The 17,288-nt window shown below is 73.2% G+C and carries 16 protein-coding genes; 10 read left to right on the top strand and 6 right to left on the bottom strand.

The features are described 5' to 3' along the window. Positions 1-74: 74 nt before the first annotated feature. Together OG456_RS32860 and OG456_RS32865 are read left to right on the top strand one after the other, a co-directional pair. Positions 75-659: a GNAT family N-acetyltransferase gene (locus OG456_RS32860; protein ID WP_266567380.1), complete on the top strand. Its 585-nt coding sequence runs from the start codon at positions 75-77 to the stop codon at positions 657-659. Between the two features lie 29 nt (positions 660-688). Continuing rightward, positions 689-934, top strand: coding sequence for a DUF2630 family protein (locus OG456_RS32865; RefSeq protein WP_266567382.1), 246 nt, complete (start codon positions 689-691; stop codon positions 932-934). Positions 935-993: 59 nt separating this feature from the next. Here OG456_RS32865 and OG456_RS32870 read toward each other — a convergent pair whose 3' ends face one another. From OG456_RS32870 to OG456_RS32880, 3 genes are all read right to left on the bottom strand, one after another. Then, positions 994-1,668 carry a phosphatase PAP2 family protein gene (locus tag OG456_RS32870; RefSeq protein WP_266567384.1) on the bottom strand — a complete coding sequence of 225 codons (675 nt, stop codon included), beginning with the start codon at positions 1,666-1,668 and terminating at the stop codon, positions 994-996. A 73-nt stretch (positions 1,669-1,741) separates the two neighbouring features. Then, entirely contained in the window at positions 1,742-2,677 is a 936-nt protein-coding gene (locus tag OG456_RS32875; protein WP_266567386.1) for a M56 family metallopeptidase, read from the bottom strand. 160 nt (positions 2,678-2,837) lie between these two features. Further along, positions 2,838-3,386: a DUF5134 domain-containing protein gene (locus OG456_RS32880; RefSeq protein WP_266567388.1), complete on the bottom strand. Its 549-nt coding sequence runs from the start codon at positions 3,384-3,386 to the stop codon at positions 2,838-2,840. 215 nt (positions 3,387-3,601) lie between these two features. Between OG456_RS32880 and OG456_RS32885 the strand changes: the two genes are divergently transcribed. Beyond that, positions 3,602-5,359, top strand: coding sequence for an FUSC family protein (locus OG456_RS32885; RefSeq protein ID WP_266567390.1), 1,758 nt, complete (start codon positions 3,602-3,604; stop codon positions 5,357-5,359). Continuing rightward, positions 5,356-5,886, top strand: a complete 531-nt coding sequence (locus OG456_RS32890; protein ID WP_266567392.1) for a MarR family winged helix-turn-helix transcriptional regulator — start codon at positions 5,356-5,358, stop codon at positions 5,884-5,886. Before OG456_RS32885 ends, OG456_RS32890 begins: the two co-directional genes overlap by 4 nt. Before the next feature lie 46 nt (positions 5,887-5,932). Here OG456_RS32890 and OG456_RS32895 read toward each other — a convergent pair whose 3' ends face one another. Then, a complete protein-coding gene (locus OG456_RS32895; RefSeq protein WP_266567394.1) occupies positions 5,933-6,712 on the bottom strand; it encodes a FadR/GntR family transcriptional regulator in 780 nt (259 codons plus the stop codon). A gap of 142 nt (positions 6,713-6,854) precedes the next feature. Between OG456_RS32895 and OG456_RS32900 the strand changes: the two genes are divergently transcribed. From OG456_RS32900 to OG456_RS32925, 6 genes are all read left to right on the top strand, one after another. After that, the gene (locus tag OG456_RS32900) at positions 6,855-8,090 is read left to right on the top strand and encodes a M20 family metallopeptidase (RefSeq protein ID WP_266567396.1); all 1,236 of its coding nucleotides are present in this window, start codon (positions 6,855-6,857) and stop codon (positions 8,088-8,090) included. After that, positions 8,087-9,535: an aldehyde dehydrogenase family protein gene (locus tag OG456_RS32905; protein ID WP_266567398.1), complete on the top strand. Its 1,449-nt coding sequence runs from the start codon at positions 8,087-8,089 to the stop codon at positions 9,533-9,535. The genes OG456_RS32900 and OG456_RS32905 overlap by 4 nt, the downstream gene beginning before the upstream one ends. A gap of 41 nt (positions 9,536-9,576) precedes the next feature. Further along, a complete protein-coding gene (locus OG456_RS32910) occupies positions 9,577-10,365 on the top strand; it encodes an SDR family NAD(P)-dependent oxidoreductase (RefSeq protein WP_266567400.1) in 789 nt (262 codons plus the stop codon). Between the two features lie 37 nt (positions 10,366-10,402). After that, complete coding sequence (locus OG456_RS32915) at positions 10,403-10,726, top strand: DUF3311 domain-containing protein (protein WP_266567402.1); 324 nt, start codon at positions 10,403-10,405, stop codon at positions 10,724-10,726. After that, positions 10,723-12,237, top strand: coding sequence for a sodium:solute symporter (locus tag OG456_RS32920; protein ID WP_266567404.1), 1,515 nt, complete (start codon positions 10,723-10,725; stop codon positions 12,235-12,237). The genes OG456_RS32915 and OG456_RS32920 overlap by 4 nt, the downstream gene beginning before the upstream one ends. A gap of 89 nt (positions 12,238-12,326) precedes the next feature. Then, on the top strand, positions 12,327-14,663 hold the full coding sequence (locus tag OG456_RS32925; RefSeq protein WP_266567406.1) for a penicillin acylase family protein: 2,337 nt from the start codon (positions 12,327-12,329) through the stop codon (positions 14,661-14,663). On the opposite strand, the gene OG456_RS32930 is transcribed toward OG456_RS32925, so the two are convergent. Then, complete coding sequence (locus OG456_RS32930; protein ID WP_266567408.1) at positions 14,642-15,712, bottom strand: DUF917 domain-containing protein; 1,071 nt, start codon at positions 15,710-15,712, stop codon at positions 14,642-14,644. The two genes, OG456_RS32925 and OG456_RS32930, sit on opposite strands and share 22 nt — an antisense overlap. After that, the gene (locus OG456_RS32935) at positions 15,705-17,276 is read right to left on the bottom strand and encodes a hydantoinase/oxoprolinase family protein (protein WP_266567410.1); all 1,572 of its coding nucleotides are present in this window, start codon (positions 17,274-17,276) and stop codon (positions 15,705-15,707) included. Before OG456_RS32935 ends, OG456_RS32930 begins: the two co-directional genes overlap by 8 nt. Positions 17,277-17,288: the final 12 nt, after the last annotated feature.

The following is a 17,288-nucleotide window of genomic DNA, read 5'->3' on the forward strand; positions in this document are numbered from 1 at the left end:
CAGGTGATTCCGGTCCGGCCGCCGACGCCGGAAATCCCCGACGTGGCGGACTCCTCCAGGGGCACACTGGCCCCATGCCGCAGCTGATCGCTCCCGACGTCCGCGTCCACGCCTCCTTCCTGGCCGCCATGGACGAGACCCGCGCCGAGGGCCACGGCGGACCCGACGACGACTCCACCGCGGGGCTCAGCCTGCGCGCGTACGGAGACACCTGGCAGGACCCGGCGGTCTTCGCGCACTATGTCGCCCGCATGCGGCTCACCCACGGACCGCGCAGCATCCTGCAGTACGACGTCGAGTGCACGACCCTCTGGTACGTCGACGGGGACGCCTACCTCGGCCGCCTCGCGATCCGCCACCGCCTCACCGAGGCCTGGCTGCGCGACGGGCACATCGGCTACGACGTACGGCCCGGCGCCCGCGGCCGCGGACACGCCACCGCGATGCTCCGCGCCGCTCTCCCGCTCGCCGCGCGCCTGGGCATCGACCCGGCGCTGATCACGTGTGACACGGACAACGCCGCCTCCCGCCGCGTCATCGAGGCCTGCGGTGGAGTACGGGACGAAGCGGGCGAGGACGACGGGGTGCTGCGGTACCGGGCGCCCACCGGAACCGGATCGCACACCGGGCGAACCCTCCCTACAGTGGGCAAGGGGTGACGGGCAGGCCAGCTAGGAGGCGTACCGACATGGATCAAGAGCAGATCCTGGCCCGGATCACGGCGATGGTCGACGACGAGAAGCGGCTCCGCGCGTCGCTCGCCGCCGGTCAGATCGACGGGGCGACCGAGCACGAGCGCCTTGCCGCCGTGGAACGCGAACTCGACCAGTGCTGGGACCTGCTGCGCCAGCGCCGGGCCAAGACGGAGTTCGGCGAGAACCCCGACGAGGCGAGGGCCAGGCCCGAGTCCCAGGTCGAGGGCTATGAGTCGTGACGGCCCGGTCGTGACGGCGCACCTTGGCGGTCTTGTCCTGGCGGTCTTGCCCTGACGGGTCACCTGCTCGCGGTGAGCCGCTCGTAGGCCGTCACGGACACGGTCACCGTCAGCGCCCCGAGCAGCCAGCCGCCGAGTACGTCCGAGGGCCAGTGCACGCCGAGCCACAGCCGCGTGAGGCCGACGCCGACGACCGACACCACCGCGAGCGTGCACGCCGTACGCCACAGGACGCGGCCTGCGCCGTAGCGGCGCAGCAGCCAGAGGATCAGCCCCCACACCACCGTCGCCGTCATCGCGTGCCCGGAAGGGTAGGCCGCGTAGTGAGCGGAGTCCACGGGGTCCGTCCACACCGGGCGGGCACGGCCGACGGCCGCCTTGAGGCCCTGCTGGATCAGTGTGCCGACCGCACATGTGGCGGCCACCCACAGCGCGAGCCACCAGGCGTCATGTCTCCATACAAGCCAGACGACGACCACGGCGCACAGGGCGCGCATCGTCCACGGATCCCAGAACCAGTCCGTCAGAACCCGGTTCACCTGCGTCAGTCCGGGATCGTCGACGGCCCAGCGGTGGGCGGTGCGCGCCAGCTCGCCGTCCAGTGTCATCAGTGGTTCCCAGCGCGTTGCCACCGCGATCAGCAGCAGCGCGCTGAGAGCGGCCAGCACCGCCGTCGCGCGTGTGAGCCGCGGATGCCGGGGGCGGGGCGGGGAGTCGACCGGTGCCTGGTGCATGGGGAAGATCCTCACCCATGGACGGCGCCGGTGGCCATCAGGCGGAGCGGACGCGTCCGGCTCCGGCCGTCGGTCAGCCCAGCGCGCGCAGGCCCGGCACGAAGGTCACCAGGAGCGGCACCACCGGTACGAGGGCGGCCGCCGCGGTCAGGCGCAGACGCCGGGCCGGGGTGAGCCGCCGCGGCGGGGTCAGCAAGCGGTGCACGCGCTGCGGCACATGGGCCTGGGGCGTCGGGCAGGGGCCGAACACCCCGCGGTCCTCGTTGAGTTCGACCAGGGCGAGGGCGATGGTCAGGCGCCCGAAGCGGCGCGACGCCATGTCGTCGGCGGCCAGTTCGACGAGCCGGTGCATCTCGTCGCGGAACGCGGCGAAGACCGGAACCTGTGGGAAGCCCGTGGCCAGCGCCCCCGAGCAGTGCAGCAGCCAGTCGTGCCGCCACTGTGCGTGGCCCATCTCGTGCGCGAGGACCGCGTCCAGCTGACGGCCCTTGAGGCGGCGCAGGGCGGCCGTCGTGATGACCAGTTGCGGCGCGGCACCCGGCAGCCACCAGGCGTCGGGACGTTCGCCTTCGAGGACGACGAGTCGGTCGCTGCCCGGCTCCTCGCCCGGCAACAGCGGGGAACGCACCAGGAGTTCGGCGCGCCGCCGCCTGCGCCTGGCCCGCGATCGGAAGATCTCCCGGGCGAGCATCGCCGCGGTCCACAGCCCGCCGAGCGCGAGCGTCACGGCCAGCGTCGCCGCCCATCCGCCGGCCGCCCGCAGCGCGTACGCGTCGACGACGGCGTGCGGGGCGGACGCGAACACATGGCCGCGGACGGCCTGCCAGGCGGCGGCCGCGCTCAGCGTCATCGACAACGCGCAGCACAGGAGGACACCGGCCACCACGCACTGCCACACCCAAAGGGCGACCACCGGCTCGCGCTCCGGCCAGTCGGCCCGCGCGAGAAGGCGCGGGGCAACGACAGCGGCGAGGGTGCCGAGCAGCAGCAGTGCTACGGGGACCGTCATGGCCTCAGCCTATGAGCCGGGGCTACCGGAGGGTACGGGCTGTCGCGTCAAGTGACGTACGCCACGGTTTTGAGCGGGCAGTTGTCCGCAATGGAGCAGTTTCCCCGGCCCCCTGTCCGTGCGGGCTCGCGCAGGCGCCTCCACGGCCCCGCCCGTGCGCCTACATGATCAGCAGCATCGCGACCATCCCGATGCCCATCGAGAGGCGGCAGGCCCGCGCCAGCTCCGGGCGGTCCCCCCAGCCGGACACCGGCGGGCCGCCCCCGGCCGTCGCCACCGGCACCAGCCGCACCCCCGACCACAGCACGTACCCCGCGAAATAGAGCAGCAGCAGTCCGGTTACCAGCGGTGCGCCCGCCCCTCCGTGACCGGCGTGCCCGCTCGGCGCCGCGGCCATCCCCACCGCCATGTACGCCATGGCGAAAGTGCCCACCAGGTGGTGCAGGTGGTGCGCGCTCGAACGGGACGCCCACAGCGCGCGCAGCGCCGCCGCCCCGAACACGGCCGCGTACAACGCCCAGGCGGCGCGCGGCGGCGTGATCACCGCGGCGGGTACCGCCATGAGCGCCATGCCGAACCCCATGAGGGCCTCGCTGCCCGCCGTGCGGCGCTGCTCCTCGACTCCGCTGCGCATCCGCAGCAGGCAGTACGCCCCCGTCGCCGCGCACAGCGCGACGAGCAGCCAGGCGGCCGAGCCCGGTCCGTGCACGCGAACCTCCCCCAGTCGGACGCCGTACCGCGTCGGGGACGAGATGCCCGTGCGGGGCGGGGCGCAATCGAGCGCAGGGGAGCACTGGGCGCGTTCGCGGTGCGACCGTGCGCGGGTGGTGCGCGGTCGGCGGCCCGCCGGTCGGTGGGCGGGTGCGGGGACCGGGTGCAGAGCGGCGAAAGTTTCCAGGTAAAACACTTGCTAAACTTCTCTGTATGAGCAGCGCAGAAACCCCGACCTCGACCCCCACCCCATCGCCGTCGCCGTCCGGGCCCCGGCTCGTCCGGCGGCTCCCGCTCGCGGGGGTGCTGCGTCTCAACAAGCCGTCCGACATCTGGTTCAAGCCCGCGACGAGCGTCGTCGTGTCCGCGGCGGTGCCGAACCTGACGCTGCTCGCCCTCGGCCGCCTCGACCTCGCGATGTACACGATGGCCGGGTCGCTGTGCGCCCTCTACGCCCACAATCTGCCGTACGCGGCGCGTGCGCGGGCCCTCGCCTGGGTCGTCCTCGGCATGCTCGCGAGCCTCGCGGCGGCCCTGCTCACCGCGTCGCTCACCTCGTCGGCGGCCGTACTCGTCGCGGTCGGCGCGGTTCTCGCCGCCGCGCAGAAGACCCTGTGCGACGCGACCCGCATCGGCCCGCCGGGTCACTTGATCCTCACGTTCATCAGCTCCGCCAGCCTCTTCGCCCCGCAGACCCTGGGGCAGATACCCGGCCACCTCGCCCTGACCGCCGGTGCGGGCGCCGTGGCCTGGCTCGTCGGCATGGCCCCCGCCCTGATACGCCCGCACGGCCCGGAGCGGCGCGCCACCGCCCGCGCGCTGAACGCCGCCGCCGCGTACGTGAGCGCCGAGGACGGAGCGCGCGAGCGGGCCAGGGCCGGCGCTGCCGCCGCCGTCCACGCCGCCTGGCAGTCCCTCCTCGCCACCGGCGGCCGCGGCGCCGCCCGCCGCGGCCTGGAGCGCCTCGTCGTGCGCGCCGAGGTCGCCCTCGCGGCCCCCGCCGACACCGACCCGGCGCTCCTGCGCGACTGGGCCGCCGGCCTGAGCGGCACGGGCCCCGTCCCGCGCCCGGCCCGCCACGACGGCATCAGCGCCATCGGCAACCCCAGCGACATCGACGACGAAGTCCTCGGCATCGAGGCCGAACTCGCCTTCGGCAAGCCGTCGTTGTGGCGCAGGCTCGCCCCCGGCTCGCCTCTCCTGCCGGTCGCCCTGCGCACCGCCGTCGGCTGCGCCCTCGCCGGATACGGGTCCCTCGCCCTCGGCGTCGGCCGCCCGTACTGGGCCCTGGTCACCGCCGCCTCGCTCTACCAGGCAAACGTCACCCTCACCTGGAACCGCACCGTGCAGCGCGTGGCCGGCAACCTCGCCGGAGTGCTCGTCTTCGCCGCCGTGGTGCCTCTCGCCCATGTAGGACAGATCTTCGTCGTCCTGTTCTGCCTGCTCTTCAGCTTCGGCGCCGAGGCGTTCATCTCCCGCAACTACTGGCTCGGCGGCGTCTGCGTGACCCCCATGGCACTGCTGATCACCGAGTTCGCCAGGACACAGGAGGCCGGCGAGCTCATCACGGACCGGGTCGTGGACACCCTCGTCGGGGCGCTCCTCGGCATCGTCGCCGCCGTGATCGTCACCAACCGGCGCGCCGCCGACCACATCGAGCTCGCCCTAGAAGCGACCGAACGCGCCCGCGAGGCCGCTGAGCGCACCCTCGCGGCCCCGCGTCCCGAGCCCGGCGGCCTGGAGACCACGCACCGCAGGCTCGCCGCCGCGCTCGTCGAACTGCGCGCCGCCGACGACACCGCGGCCGGCGAATGGTGGCAGCGCGCCCTGCCCGAGGAGCGTGTGGTCGCCGCCGAGCAGGCCGCACACCGTACGCTCGCGGCGACGGTCCGACGCCGGACGCGGCGGACCGTCCAGGAGACCGACGAGCACAGGGGCGGCACGGACGCCCGGGAGAACACGCGAGCATGACGACACGGAACGGCAGGGCCGCGGCGGACGACACCGTCGCCACGGTGGTGCGGCAGTGGCAGACGGTCCGCCCCGACATCGACACCGGGCCCATGGAGGTCATCGGGCGGATCAACCGCTGCGCCGCCCTCCTCCAGCAGGCCGAGGACGCGCCGCTGCGCCGCGCCGGGCTGACCCGCGCCGAGTTCGACCTGCTCGGCGCGCTGCGCCGCACCGGCCACGAACTCACCCCGGGTGACCTCGCGCGGGAGACCTTCTCCTCCGGCGCCGCCGTCACCAAGCGGCTCAAGCAGCTCCAGGAGCGCGGTCTGGTCGACCGGCGCGGCGACACCCGCGACCGGCGCGTCTCCCACCTCAGCCTGACCGACGCCGGCCGCGAGCTGGTCGACGCGCTGCTGCCCGACCAGCTCGCGTACGAGAAGACGGTACTTTCCGGCCTCGGCGGCGCCGGACATGACCAACTCAGTGTCCTGCTGGGCGAGTTGCTCGGCCAGCTCGAAGGACGCCCGGGTGGTCCGCGCGCCTGACCCCGGGGCTCGACGCGGCCCGGCCGGATGGCCGGCCGTGCAGCCGCTAGTCCGAGGGATCCTCCACGGCAGCCGCGAGCAACCGCCGTGTCTCCGGCTCCACATGGTCGGCGTAGTACTCGTACAGCGCCTCACGGCCGAGCCGGGCCGCGCGCGGAGCGTCGCCGGAGCTGATCGCGTCGAGCACCTGCCGGTGGTGGGTGATCGAGCGCTCCATCCAGGCGGAGGCGTCAGCGGCGCCCGCGATCTTCTCCTCGATGACCCCGACCACCGCCTCGTGCACGGCGCGGGCGCACAGGCCGAGCAGGGAGTTGCCGCTCGCCTCGGCGACGGCCCGGTGGAAGAGGGCGTCCGCCTCGCTGAAGGCGTGCAGGTTTCCCGTCGAGGACGCGCCGAGGCGCTCCATCCGGTCGATCTGATCCCGCATGCGGGCCAGGTCGTCGGCGGTGTGCAGGCGTGCGGCGAGCCGGTTGCTCTCCGCGTCGAGCACCATGCGGAACTGCACCAGTTCACCGAGGGAGGCGATACGGGAACGGGTCAGGCGGCTCAGCGCCTGGCTGAGGCTGTCGGGGGAGACGCCGAGGACCTCGGCGCCGAGCGGGTCGCCGGGGCGTGAGCGGATCAGGCCCGCGGTCTGGAGCACGCGCAGGGCCTCGCGGACCGTGGAGCGGCCCACGTCGAAGCGCACGACGAGTTCGCGCTCCGCCGGGAGCCGGGAGCCGGGCGGCAGGTCGCCGCTGAGGATGCGCTCCTCGATCTGCTGGGCCACCCGCTGGTAGGCGCGGACCGGCTTCACCGGCTGGAAGAGATCGTCGTCGGGCGCCATGTGCCTCTCCGTGTCGGCCGGTTGCGCCGGAGTGAATCCATGATCCGACCATTGACCCGGGCGTGAACGTGGCGGCAGAGTACGGGAAATCAACTGGTCTGACCAGTCGACTGGCCTCGTGGCCGACCGACCTGGAGGTTCCATGCGTTCCCGCTCAACAGCCCTGTCCGTCCCCGAGACCGACGCCGAGGCGGCGGTCGCCCTCACCCAGGAACTCGTCCGGCTGCGCACCGTCAACGCCGCGGGGGCCACCGAGGTGGAGCGCCCCGCAGCCGAACTCGTCCAGCGGCTCTTCACGGAGTTCGGCTGGAAGTACGAGGTGGTGGAAGTCGTCCCCGGGCGGCCCAACACCGTCGCGGTGGTCGAGGGCGGCGGCGGGGACGGTCCCACGCTGATGTTCGAGGGACACATCGACGTCGTCACCGAGGGCGACACGGACGACTGGACCGTCGATCCGTACGGAGCGGAGATCCGCGACGGAAAGCTCTGGGGCCGCGGCTCGGCGGACATGAAGTCCGGTGTCGCCGCCATGATCTACGGCGTCCGTGCCCTTCAGCTGGCCGGCCCTTTCCCCGGCCGGATCGTCGTCGGCGTGCTCTGCGACGAGGAGGGGCTGATGCTCGGCGCGAAGGCCTTCGCCGCGTCACCGCTCGCCCGCGAGGTGGACGGCGTCATCGTCTGCGAACCCGAGGGATACGAGGTGTGCACCTCGGCGCGCGGCGGGATCCGCCTCCGTCTCGACCTGCACGGAGTGATGGCCCACGGCGCCATGCCGCAGGAGGGCCGAAGCCCGATCGTCGCCGGCGCCCGCATCGTCGAGGCGCTCGCCGCGGTGCAGGAGTGGGCCGAGGAGCGCTACGGCGAGCACCCGCACGCGGGCCGCGTCACCGTCACCCCGACCGTGCTCCTCGGCGGCGACCCCGACCAGCTCAACGTCATCCCCGCGCACGGCGTCGTCGGCATCGACGTACGCACGATCCCCGGCACGGACCACGCCGAACTCATCGACCGCGTAGGCGAGTTCGCGAACCGGGCGGCCGCCGGGGTCGGGGTGGGCGTCGACGTCACCGTCGTCGACGACCGGCCTGCCATCGAGATCCCCGAGGACCACCCCGTGGTCACCGCGCTGGTCGACGCACACCGCCGAGTGCACGGCGAGGCACCGCCGTTCGGAGCCGTGCCCGGCACGACCGACGGCACGATCCTGACCCGCGACGCAGGCCTCGCCACCGTCGTGTACGGCCCCGGCGGCAAATGGATCGCCCACCAGGCCGACGAGTACGTGGAGGTCCGCGAGATCGCCGAGTACACCCGCGTGTACGCGGCCGCCGCGCAGGCCTTCCTCAACGGCCGTACGGACGAGGGAGCGGCCCGATGACGTATCCGCGAGAACTGCCCGCGGGCCTGCCGGTCGGGGACGCCTGGGTGCCCGCGCCTTCGCATCAGCCCGTCGTCTTCCCCTATGACGGGAGCGAGTTCGCCTCGGCGCCCGTCGGTGACGTGGATCTCGCGCGGTGCGCGGTCGAGCACGCCGCCGGGATCCGCAAGGAGGTCGCGGCCCTGTCGGCACGGGTGCGGCGGGACGTCCTCGCGGGTGTCGCGGCCGACCTGGAACGCGTCGCGTCGCGGATGGCGGAGCTGCTCGTCCTGGAGACCGGGAAGCCACGCGTCGACTGCGACATCGAGATGCAGCGCGCCGCCGCGACCTGGCGCGCCGCCGCCGACGAGGTCGCCCACCTGCACGGCGAGACCGTCCCGCTGGACCTCCAGGTCTCCGGTGACGGCATGTTCGGGTTCTGGACGCGCAGGCCCATCGGGGTCGTCGTCGGCATCGCCGGCTTCAACTACCCCGTACTCCTCGCCTCCCACAAGATCGCGCCGGCCCTTGCCGCGGGCTGCCCCGTGATCGTGAAGCCCGCACCGGCGACCCCGCTCGCCACGCTCTGGCTCACCCACCTCGTCCGCGAGCGCCTCGCCGCGGCACAGGCGCCGCCCGGAGCGGTCCAGCTCGTCACCGGGGACACCGAGGTGGGCCGCACCCTCACCACGCACCCCGACGTCGCGGCGGTCTCCTTCACCGGCTCCGCCACGGTCGGCCACCGCATCGCACGCGACGCGGCGCCCCGCAAGGTCGTCCTCGAACTCGGCTCCAACGCGGCGCTCGTCGTCGCTGCGGACGCCGACCTCGACGCGGCCGCCGACGCCGTGGCCCGCGGCGGCTACTACGCGTCCGGGCAGGCGTGCATCTCGGTCCAGCGGGTCATCGCCGTCGAGGAGATCGCCGACGCCCTGGAGAAGAAGATCGCCGAACGGCTGCCCGACGTCGTGGTCGGCGACCCGCGCGACACCGGCACCCGCGTCTCCGCCCTCATCGACGAAGCCGCCACCGAGCGCGTCCTCGACTGGATCGGGCGGGCCAGGGCTGCCGGTGCCCGGGTCGTCGCGGGCGGCGGCCGCACGGATGCGAGGTGCCTCGCGCCGACCTTGCTCGCGGATGTCCCCGACGGCGAACCCGCCTGGGACGAGGAGGTGTTCGGGCCCGTCGTGTGCCTGCGCGCGGTCCCCGACCTCGACGCGGCGTACGACCTGGTCAACGCGAGCCGGTACGGGCTGCACGCGGCGGTCTACACCCGCGACCTCGGCGCCGCGTTCCGCGCGGTCGAATCGCTTGACGTCGGCGGCGTCGTCATCAACGAAGTCCCCGGCTACCGCAGCGACATCGCCCCGTACGGAGGGGTCAAGGACTCCGGGACCGGACGCGAAGGGCCACGGTTCGCCATCGAGGAGCTGACCGTGACGCGGATGGCCGTCATCAGGCCCTGACGGACCCGCCACCGCAACAGAGAGAAAGGCAGCACCTCTTCATGGACTACGCCAACCTGTTCCGGCTCGACGGCCGGCGCGTCGCGGTCGTCGGCGGCGCGGGCGGCATCGGCCGCGTGGCCGTGCGCGCGCTCGTCGCCCAGGGCGCCGACGTCGTGGTCGCCGACCGGGACGAGAAGGGCGCCGAGCAGACCGTCGCCCTGGCCGGCGCGGACGCGGACCGGTCCGGTACCGCCTCCGCGTACGCCCTCGATGTCCTCGACCCCGCGGCGATCCGCGCCGCCGCCGACGAGTGGGGCCCCCTCGACGCGCTCGTCGTCACCGTCGGCGCCAACGTCCGCAAACGCATCGCCGACTACACGCTCGACGAGTTCGACCGCGTCATCGCCCTGAACCTGCGGGCCTACGTCAGCCTCGTCCAGGCGTTCGCCCCCGGCATGGCGGAGCGCGGCCGCGGCAGCGTCGTCGGCTTCGCCTCCATGCGGGCCTTCCAGGTGGAGCCGGGACAGAGCGTGTACGCCGCGTCGAAGGCCGGCCTCATCCAGTTCCTGCGCACCGCCGCCGCCGAATGGGGCCCGCGCGGGGTGCGGTTCAACGCCGTCGCCCCCGGTGTCGTCCGTACCCCGCTCACCGACCAGATCGCCGCGGACCCCGCCTGGTACGACGCCTACGCCCAGGCTTCCGCGCTCAAGCGCTGGGCCCGCGCCGACGAACTCGCCGGTGCCGTCGCCTACTTGGTCTCCGACGCGTCGACGTACGTCACCGGCAGCGTCCTGACCGTCGACGGCGGCTGGACCGCGGTCGACGGCCGCTACGACCCCGCGCTCTGAGCAACCCGCCGCCCTTTCCCCCACCCCAAGGAACCTCATGTCCCCCACCGGTGAAGCCGCCGGCCGCGCCCCGGAGCCGGACCCGAGCGAGGCCGACCCCCTCGAAGGACTCCCCGCCCTCGGCGGCCAGGCCCGCCGCTCCCTCTGGATGCTGCTCGTGCCCGTCGTCCTCTACGGCGCCGCGCCCTTCGTCGCCAACCGCATCGAACCCCGCATCCTGGGCGTCCCCTTTCTGCTGGCCTGGGTCATCGCGGCCACGGTCATCAGCCCCGTCGCCATATGGCTCGTCGCCCGCTACGACCCGGCGTACCGCACGGGAGCCGTCGAACCCGTCCCCGCCGACGAGGGAGGCACCCGATGACCGGCTCCGCAGCCGTCGCGACGACCGTGTTCGGCCTGGCCATGGTCGCCACCATCCTGATCGGCGTGCTCAGCGCCCGCGGCCGGTCCAAGGGCCTCGCCGAGTGGTCCGTGTCCAGCCGCGGCCTCGGCGTCATGTTCATCTGGCTCCTGATGGCCGGCGAGACGTACACCAGCTTCTCGTTCCTGGGGACCGCCGGCTGGTCGTACTCCTTCGGCGCGCCGATCCTCTACCTCGTCGCCTACCTCACCGTCGGCTTCGCCGTCGCCTACATCGTCGGCCCCGCCCTGTGGACGTACGCCTCGCGGCACAGCCTCATCTCGATCGCCGACATCGCCGAATTCCGTTTCCGTTCACGGCCGTTGGGGATTCTCGTCGCCGTCGTCGGGACCGTGTTCCTCGTGCCGTACATCCAGGTGCAGATCCAGGGCATGGGCGTCGTCGTCAACGCGATGACGTACGGGAGTGTCGACCTGCACGTCGCCGCCGTGATCTCGTTCGTCGTCGCCGAGGTGTTCATCCTCGTGTCGGGGCTGCGCGGCTCCGCCTGGGTGAGCGCGCTCAAGGACGTCCTGGTGATCCTCGCGGTCGTCTTCCTCGCGGTCTACATCCCCATGCACTACCTCGGCGGATTCTCCGACTTCATGCAGCGCATGGTCGCCGAGAAGCCCGAGTGGCTCACGTTCCCCGGGCACGCGTCCGGCGGACGGAATGCCGCGTGGTTCCTGAGCACCGTCGTCCTGAACGCCGTCACCATCACCATCTTCCCGACCACCGTGGCCGGTTACCTCAGCGCGAAGAGCCCCAACGCGCTGCGGCGCAACGCCCTGCTGCTGCCCTGGTACCAGCTGCTCCTGTTCGTGCCGATGATGGTCGGCGCCACGGCGCTGTTCGTGCTGCCGACCCTCGGCAACCCCGACCTCGCCCTGTTCAGCCTGGTCACCGACTCGCTGCCGTCGCCCGTCGTGGCGGTCATCGGTGTCGCGGGCGCCCTGTCGGCGATCGTGCCGATGAGCGTCTTCATGCTGTCCATCGGCACCCTGTGGGGCAAGACCGTCCTCGGCGGCGGCAACGGCTCCGACCCGCGCCACCCCCGGCCGGACGTCACCCACGACCACGACCTGCGCACCAAGCGCCTCTCCCAGGCGGTCTGCGTCCTCGCCGGTCTGGTCGCGCTCGGCGGCAGCCTCTTCTACCCCAACACGCTCGTCCAGCTGTCCGTCCTGTCGTACGAGGGCCTGGCCCAGCTCGTGCCCGTCGTGCTGCTCTCCTTGTTCTGGCGGCGGATGACGGCACGCGCAGGGATCTCCGGCATGCTCGCCGGGCTCGCCGTGATGACGGCGCTGTGGGCCACCGACAACGACCCGTGGCACGGGGTCAACGGCGGCATCATCGCGCTGGCCACGAACCTCGTGGTGACGTTCGCGGTCACCCGCGCCACACCGGCCCCGAGTGCCCCCGCCCCGCAACGGCCCGCCGCCCGGGCCGCGCATGCGGGGGAGTCCTGTTGATCCTGCCCTGCTCCGCAGGGTTCGTTTCCTACCCCGGACGAAGCCGGGAGTACCCACGAAAGGACTCCGATGATGACGGTGACATACCGGTGAACGCGCGAGCAGCGCACGGCTTCGAGACACCCGGTCTCGCCGGCCCGGTCGAGATCCTCGTCGACCGGTGGGGCGTCCCCCACCTCTACGCGGACTCCCAGGACGACCTGTTCCTGGCGCAGGGCTTCAACGCGGCCCGCGACCGCCTCTTCCAGCTCGACCTGTGGCGCCGCCGCGGACTCGGCCTGCTGTCCGAGGTGTTCGGCGGGCAGTACGTCGAACACGACCGCGCCGCCCGCCTGTTCCTCTACCGCGGTGACATGGCCGAGGAGTGGAGCGCGTACGGCGAGGACACCGAACGGATCACCACGGCGTTCGTGAACGGCATCAACGCCTACGTGTCCCTGTGCCGCGACGATCCCTCCCAACTCCCGCCGGAATTCGACACCTTGGGCTACGAACCGGCTTACTGGGGCCCCTCGGACGTCGCCCGGATCCGCAGCCACGGCCTCCAGTCCAACCTCCACGACGAGGTCGCCCGCGCCCTCACCCTGCGCGATCACGGCTCCGGCGTCGAGGATCTGCGCCGGCGCCGCGAACCCGCCCCGCACCACCTCACCGTCCCCGAGGGCCTCGACCTGAGCGTCATCCCGGACGACGTCCTGCGCGTGTACGACCTCGCGACGGTCCCGCCCTGGCCGGACGCCGCCGCCCTCCAGGGCGTCGACGGCTCCAACAACTGGGTGCTCGCGCCCTCCAGGACCGCCACCGGCCGCCCCATCCTCGCCAACGACCCGCACCGCGCGGTCACCCTGCCCGCCCTGCGCTACATCGCGCACCTGACCGCACCCGGCATCGACGTCATCGGCGCGGGCGAGCCCGCCCTGCCCGGCCTCTCCATCGGCCACAACGGGAACATCGCGTTCGGCTTCACGATCTTCCCCATCGACCAGGAGGACCTGTACGTCTACGAGACCGACCCCGGCAACCCGCGCGCCTACCGCTACGAAGGCCGCTGGGAGGCCATGACCCGCGTGACCGAGACCATCCCGGTCAAGGACGGGGAGCCGGTCGAGGCCGAGCTGTGGTTCACCCGGCACGGCCCCGTCATCCACGAACACCCCACACGGGACGCCGCGTTCGCCGTGCGCGCCGCCTGGCTCGGCCCCGGCATGGCGCCCTACCTCGGCAGCACCGGCTACATGCGCGCCGAAGGACCCGACGCCTTCCTCGCCGCGCTGCGCCGCTGGGGCGCGCCCGGCGAGAACCAGGTGTACGCGGCGCCCGACGGCACCGTCGGCTGGCGCTCCGCGGGCCGCGTCCCGGTCCGCCCGAACTGGGACGGCACCCTGCCCGTGCCCGGCGACGGCCGCTACGAATGGGACGGCTTCCTCGACGCCGACGCGCTGCCCGCCGAACGCGACCCGGACCAGGGCTGGTTCGCCACCGCCAACCAGATGAACCTGCCGCCCGACTACCCGAACGACCGCGACACGGTCACGTACGACTGGTACGCCCCCACCCGCCACCACCGCATCGCCGAGGAGCTCGACGCGCGCGCGGACTGGACCGTGGAGGACTGCGTACGGCTCCAGACCGACACCGTCAGCCTGCCCGCACGCCGCATCCTGCCGCTGCTCGCCGAGCTGACCGGCGACGACCCGCCGACAGCGCGGGCCATCGGCCTGCTGCGGGAGTGGGACGCCGACGTCACGGCGGACTCGGCGGCCGCAGCGCTCTTCGAGATCTGGTACCGCTGCCATCTGCGCCCGGCTGTCTTCGGCAAGGCGCTGCGGGAAGTCGCCCCCGAGGCCGAACGCGCGGCGGCCCTCGCCCGGATCCTGCCGCCCGACGACCCGGCCTCCGACCCCCGCGTCGACCTGGATCTGCTCACCGGCGCGGAGACGGGCCTCGACCCCGGCACCCTGCTCGCCACCCTGTCTGCCGCGGTCGGCGAACTCTCCGCACTCCTCGGCCCTGACCCGGCCGCATGGACCTGGGGCGCGCTCCACCACGCCCGGGTGTACCACCCGGTGACCGCGCTCCACGACGGACCGCAGCCCCCGTGGGCGTCCGTCGGCCCCGCCCCGCGCGGCGGCAGCGGGGACACGGTGGGCGTCGCGCCGTACGGACCCGATTTCCGCCAGACGACGGGCGCCACCTTCCGCCTGGTCGTCGACGTCGGCTCCTGGGACGACTCCGTGGCCATGAACTCGCCCGGCCAGTCAGGGAATCCGGACAGCGAGCACTACAGCGACCTGTTCGCCACCTGGGCCGCCGACGGTTCCTTCCCGCTCCTCTACAGCCGCGAGCAGGTGGAGAAGCACACGGCGCGGACGATCACCCTGCGACCGCCCGCGCCGGCCACCGCTCAGGACCCGAACGGCAGATAGTCGACGTCGTACCCGAAGTACCGCGGCCCGGCCAGCGCCAGGCCGCCCGGCGAGGTCCACCGGGGGTCGCAACGCGCGGCCAGCACGCTGACGCGCAGCCCGTAGCGCAGCCCCTCGGTGGTCACCGGATCGCCCGACTCGCTGTCCAGGACACAGATCAGGTCGGGCGTCGTGGCGACGGTCACGCCGTCACGCGTGGCCAGCAGATGCTCGTTCTGGAAGTCGAGTTCGAGCACCTGCCCCGCCTCGTCGGCGATGCCCTCGATGCGGGCCCGGCCCCGCGCGAAGCCGCCCTCGGTCCGCCGGCTCACGTCGACGACCTTGCCGGTCAGCAGATGGACACCGGCGAGCATCGCGCGGGCCGCGGCCACCGGGTCACTGTGCGCGGCCCGCGCCTCGCGCACCGCCGCGCCGAGCCGCTCCGCCAGGGTCAGCGTCGCGGGCACGAGGCCGTCGGCGAGCTGGTCACCGCGCAGCACCGTGTCCGCGGCGGAGATCTGGCAGCCGAGCTCCACGCACACGGCGCGCGCGATCCGCTCGGCCGCGTGGTTGTCGACGGCCTCCACGATGATCGTGTTGCCCTTGTCGTCCGCGAGCGCCATCGGCGAGTTGGTCACGCCGATCAGGCCCGGCAGCACCATCTGCGCCTCGGGGAAGGCCCGCCCCATCGCGTCACCGTCCACGATCGGGAGGCCCGCCTCCGCGGCGCACGCGATGGGCAGCATGGAGTTGACGCCGCCGACCTCGATGGGCGCGATGTGCGTGGCGGCCCGCCCGATGTGCTTCTCCAGCGCCCGCAGGGCGGCCAGTTCCTCGCCGCCGTTCGGGACCCGCTCCAGGAGGACGGTCGGCGCCCCCATCCCCGACACCGGCACGACGGTCGCGTCCGGCGCCACCTCGTCGATGTCCACCACCCGCACCGGGCCGTGCTTGCGGATGGCCTCCCGTGCCAGGAGTTTGCCGATGTACGGGTCGCCGCCCCCGCCGGTGCCGAGGATGCCGGCGCCGCGCGCGATGTCGTCGAGGTTGTCCAGGTTGATCTCACGCATGTGCCGTCGCTCCGTGCTGCTGGGTTCCGATGCGGTGCAGGTCGAGGGCGCCGACCGCCTTGACGCGGATCCGGGTCGCGCCGCCCGGCAGATACGCGAGGGGCACCTCCTCGATGTCCACGACGTGTACGGTGCAGCGCCGCGCGCCCGCGTCCTCGGCCCGCCCCACGGCTTCGTCGCGCGCCTCGGCGAGTACCGAGTCCCTACGCCCTTCGGGGATGTGGAAGACCCGGTCGACCTCGCCGCCGACCTGCGCGATGGCCGCGCCGACCGCGTTCGCGACGCCGAAGTTGCCGGGCCGTCGTACGTCGTCGAAGCCGGGCAGGGACTCGGGCACCAGGATCGAACCGCCGCCGACGGCCACCACGGGCAGCGGGGCGGCCGAGGTCCTCATCCGGTCGACGCTCTCCGTGAGCCGGCCGGCGATCCGGTCCAGGGCGCGTGCCACGAAGCCCGCGTCGAGGTGCGCGACCCGCGCCGCGTCCCCCACGTCCGTGTGGCCGGCCGCCACGGCCAGGTCCGTCGCCGTCAGTGTCGCACCGCCGAAGACGAGCGCCTCCTCCGTCAGCCGGTAGCCGACCGACCGCGGCCCGGTCTCCCCGTCCGGCGACACCAGCGAACCACCGCCGATGCCGAGCGAAAGGACGTCAGGGATACGGAAGTTGGTGCGGATGCCCGCCGCCTCGCTCTCACCCGCGGCCTCACGAGGGAAGCCGCCCGCGAGGATGCCCACGTCCGCGGTCGTCCCGCCCACGTCGACCACCGCGCAGTCCCCGAGCCCGGACAGGAAGGCCGCGCCGCGCATGGAGTTGGTGGGGCCCGACGCGAACGTCGCCACCGGATACGTACGGGCGAAGTCCACGTCCATCAGCGTCCCGTCGTTCTGCGACAGGAAGAACGGCGCCGTGATCGACACCTCCGCGAGCGCCTTGCCGAACGACTCGACGATGACCGTCGCCAGGTCCCGCAGCGCCGCGTTGATGATCGTGGCGTTCTCACGGGCGAGCAGGCCGATCCGGCCGAGCTCGTGCGAGAGCGAGAAGTGCACGCCGTCGCCCAGCTCGCCGCGCAGAATCTCCGCGGCGCGCCGCTCGTCGTCCTCGGCGACCGGTGAGAACACCGAGGAGACGGCCACGGATCCGATCCCGCGCGCGGCGATGTCCGCGGCGGTCCGCTTCAGCTCGTCCGGGTCGAGAGGCGACAGCACCCGGCCGTCGAACTCGCGGCCGCCGTGGCACAGATAGCCGTGACCGCCGACCGCGGCCCGCTGCCGGTCGGGCCAGTCCGTCATCGGCGGCAGGGCCGCCGTCGCCGGCAGGCCGAGGCGCACGGCGGCGACGGGCGCGAGCCGGGCGCCCTCGATGAGGGCGTTGAGGAAGTGGGTCGTGCCGATCATCACCGCGGTGATGGACTCGACGGGCGGGTCGAGGGCCCGTATCGCCGCCGTGACCCCGGACGTGATGTCCGGCGTCGTCGGCGACTTGGCCGCCGCGAGGACCCGGTCGTCGTCCCCGAGCAGGGCGGCGTCGGTATTGGTTCCTCCGACGTCGATGCCGATGCGCATGTGGTGGCTTCC

The sequence above is a fragment of the Streptomyces sp. NBC_01446 genome, assembly GCF_026340095.1.
Taxonomy (GTDB): Bacteria; Actinomycetota; Actinomycetes; order Streptomycetales; family Streptomycetaceae; genus Streptomyces; species Streptomyces aureus.

Coding starts and splice junctions, on each gene's coding strand:
- OG456_RS32860 (WP_266567380.1), top strand. CDS start 75: ATGCCGCAGCTGATCGCTCCCGACGTCCGCGTCCACGCCTCCTTCCTG.
- OG456_RS32865 (WP_266567382.1), top strand. CDS start 689: ATGGATCAAGAGCAGATCCTGGCCCGGATCACGGCGATGGTCGACGAC.
- OG456_RS32870 (WP_266567384.1), bottom strand. CDS start 1,668: ATGCACCAGGCACCGGTCGACTCCCCGCCCCGCCCCCGGCATCCGCGG.
- OG456_RS32875 (WP_266567386.1), bottom strand. CDS start 2,677: ATGACGGTCCCCGTAGCACTGCTGCTGCTCGGCACCCTCGCCGCTGTC.
- OG456_RS32885 (WP_266567390.1), top strand. CDS start 3,602: ATGAGCAGCGCAGAAACCCCGACCTCGACCCCCACCCCATCGCCGTCG.
- OG456_RS32890 (WP_266567392.1), top strand. CDS start 5,356: ATGACGACACGGAACGGCAGGGCCGCGGCGGACGACACCGTCGCCACG.
- OG456_RS32895 (WP_266567394.1), bottom strand. CDS start 6,712: ATGGCGCCCGACGACGATCTCTTCCAGCCGGTGAAGCCGGTCCGCGCC.
- OG456_RS32900 (WP_266567396.1), top strand. CDS start 6,855: ATGCGTTCCCGCTCAACAGCCCTGTCCGTCCCCGAGACCGACGCCGAG.
- OG456_RS32905 (WP_266567398.1), top strand. CDS start 8,087: ATGACGTATCCGCGAGAACTGCCCGCGGGCCTGCCGGTCGGGGACGCC.
- OG456_RS32910 (WP_266567400.1), top strand. CDS start 9,577: ATGGACTACGCCAACCTGTTCCGGCTCGACGGCCGGCGCGTCGCGGTC.
- OG456_RS32915 (WP_266567402.1), top strand. CDS start 10,403: ATGTCCCCCACCGGTGAAGCCGCCGGCCGCGCCCCGGAGCCGGACCCG.
- OG456_RS32920 (WP_266567404.1), top strand. CDS start 10,723: ATGACCGGCTCCGCAGCCGTCGCGACGACCGTGTTCGGCCTGGCCATG.
- OG456_RS32930 (WP_266567408.1), bottom strand. CDS start 15,712: ATGCGTGAGATCAACCTGGACAACCTCGACGACATCGCGCGCGGCGCC.
- OG456_RS32935 (WP_266567410.1), bottom strand. CDS start 17,276: ATGCGCATCGGCATCGACGTCGGAGGAACCAATACCGACGCCGCCCTG.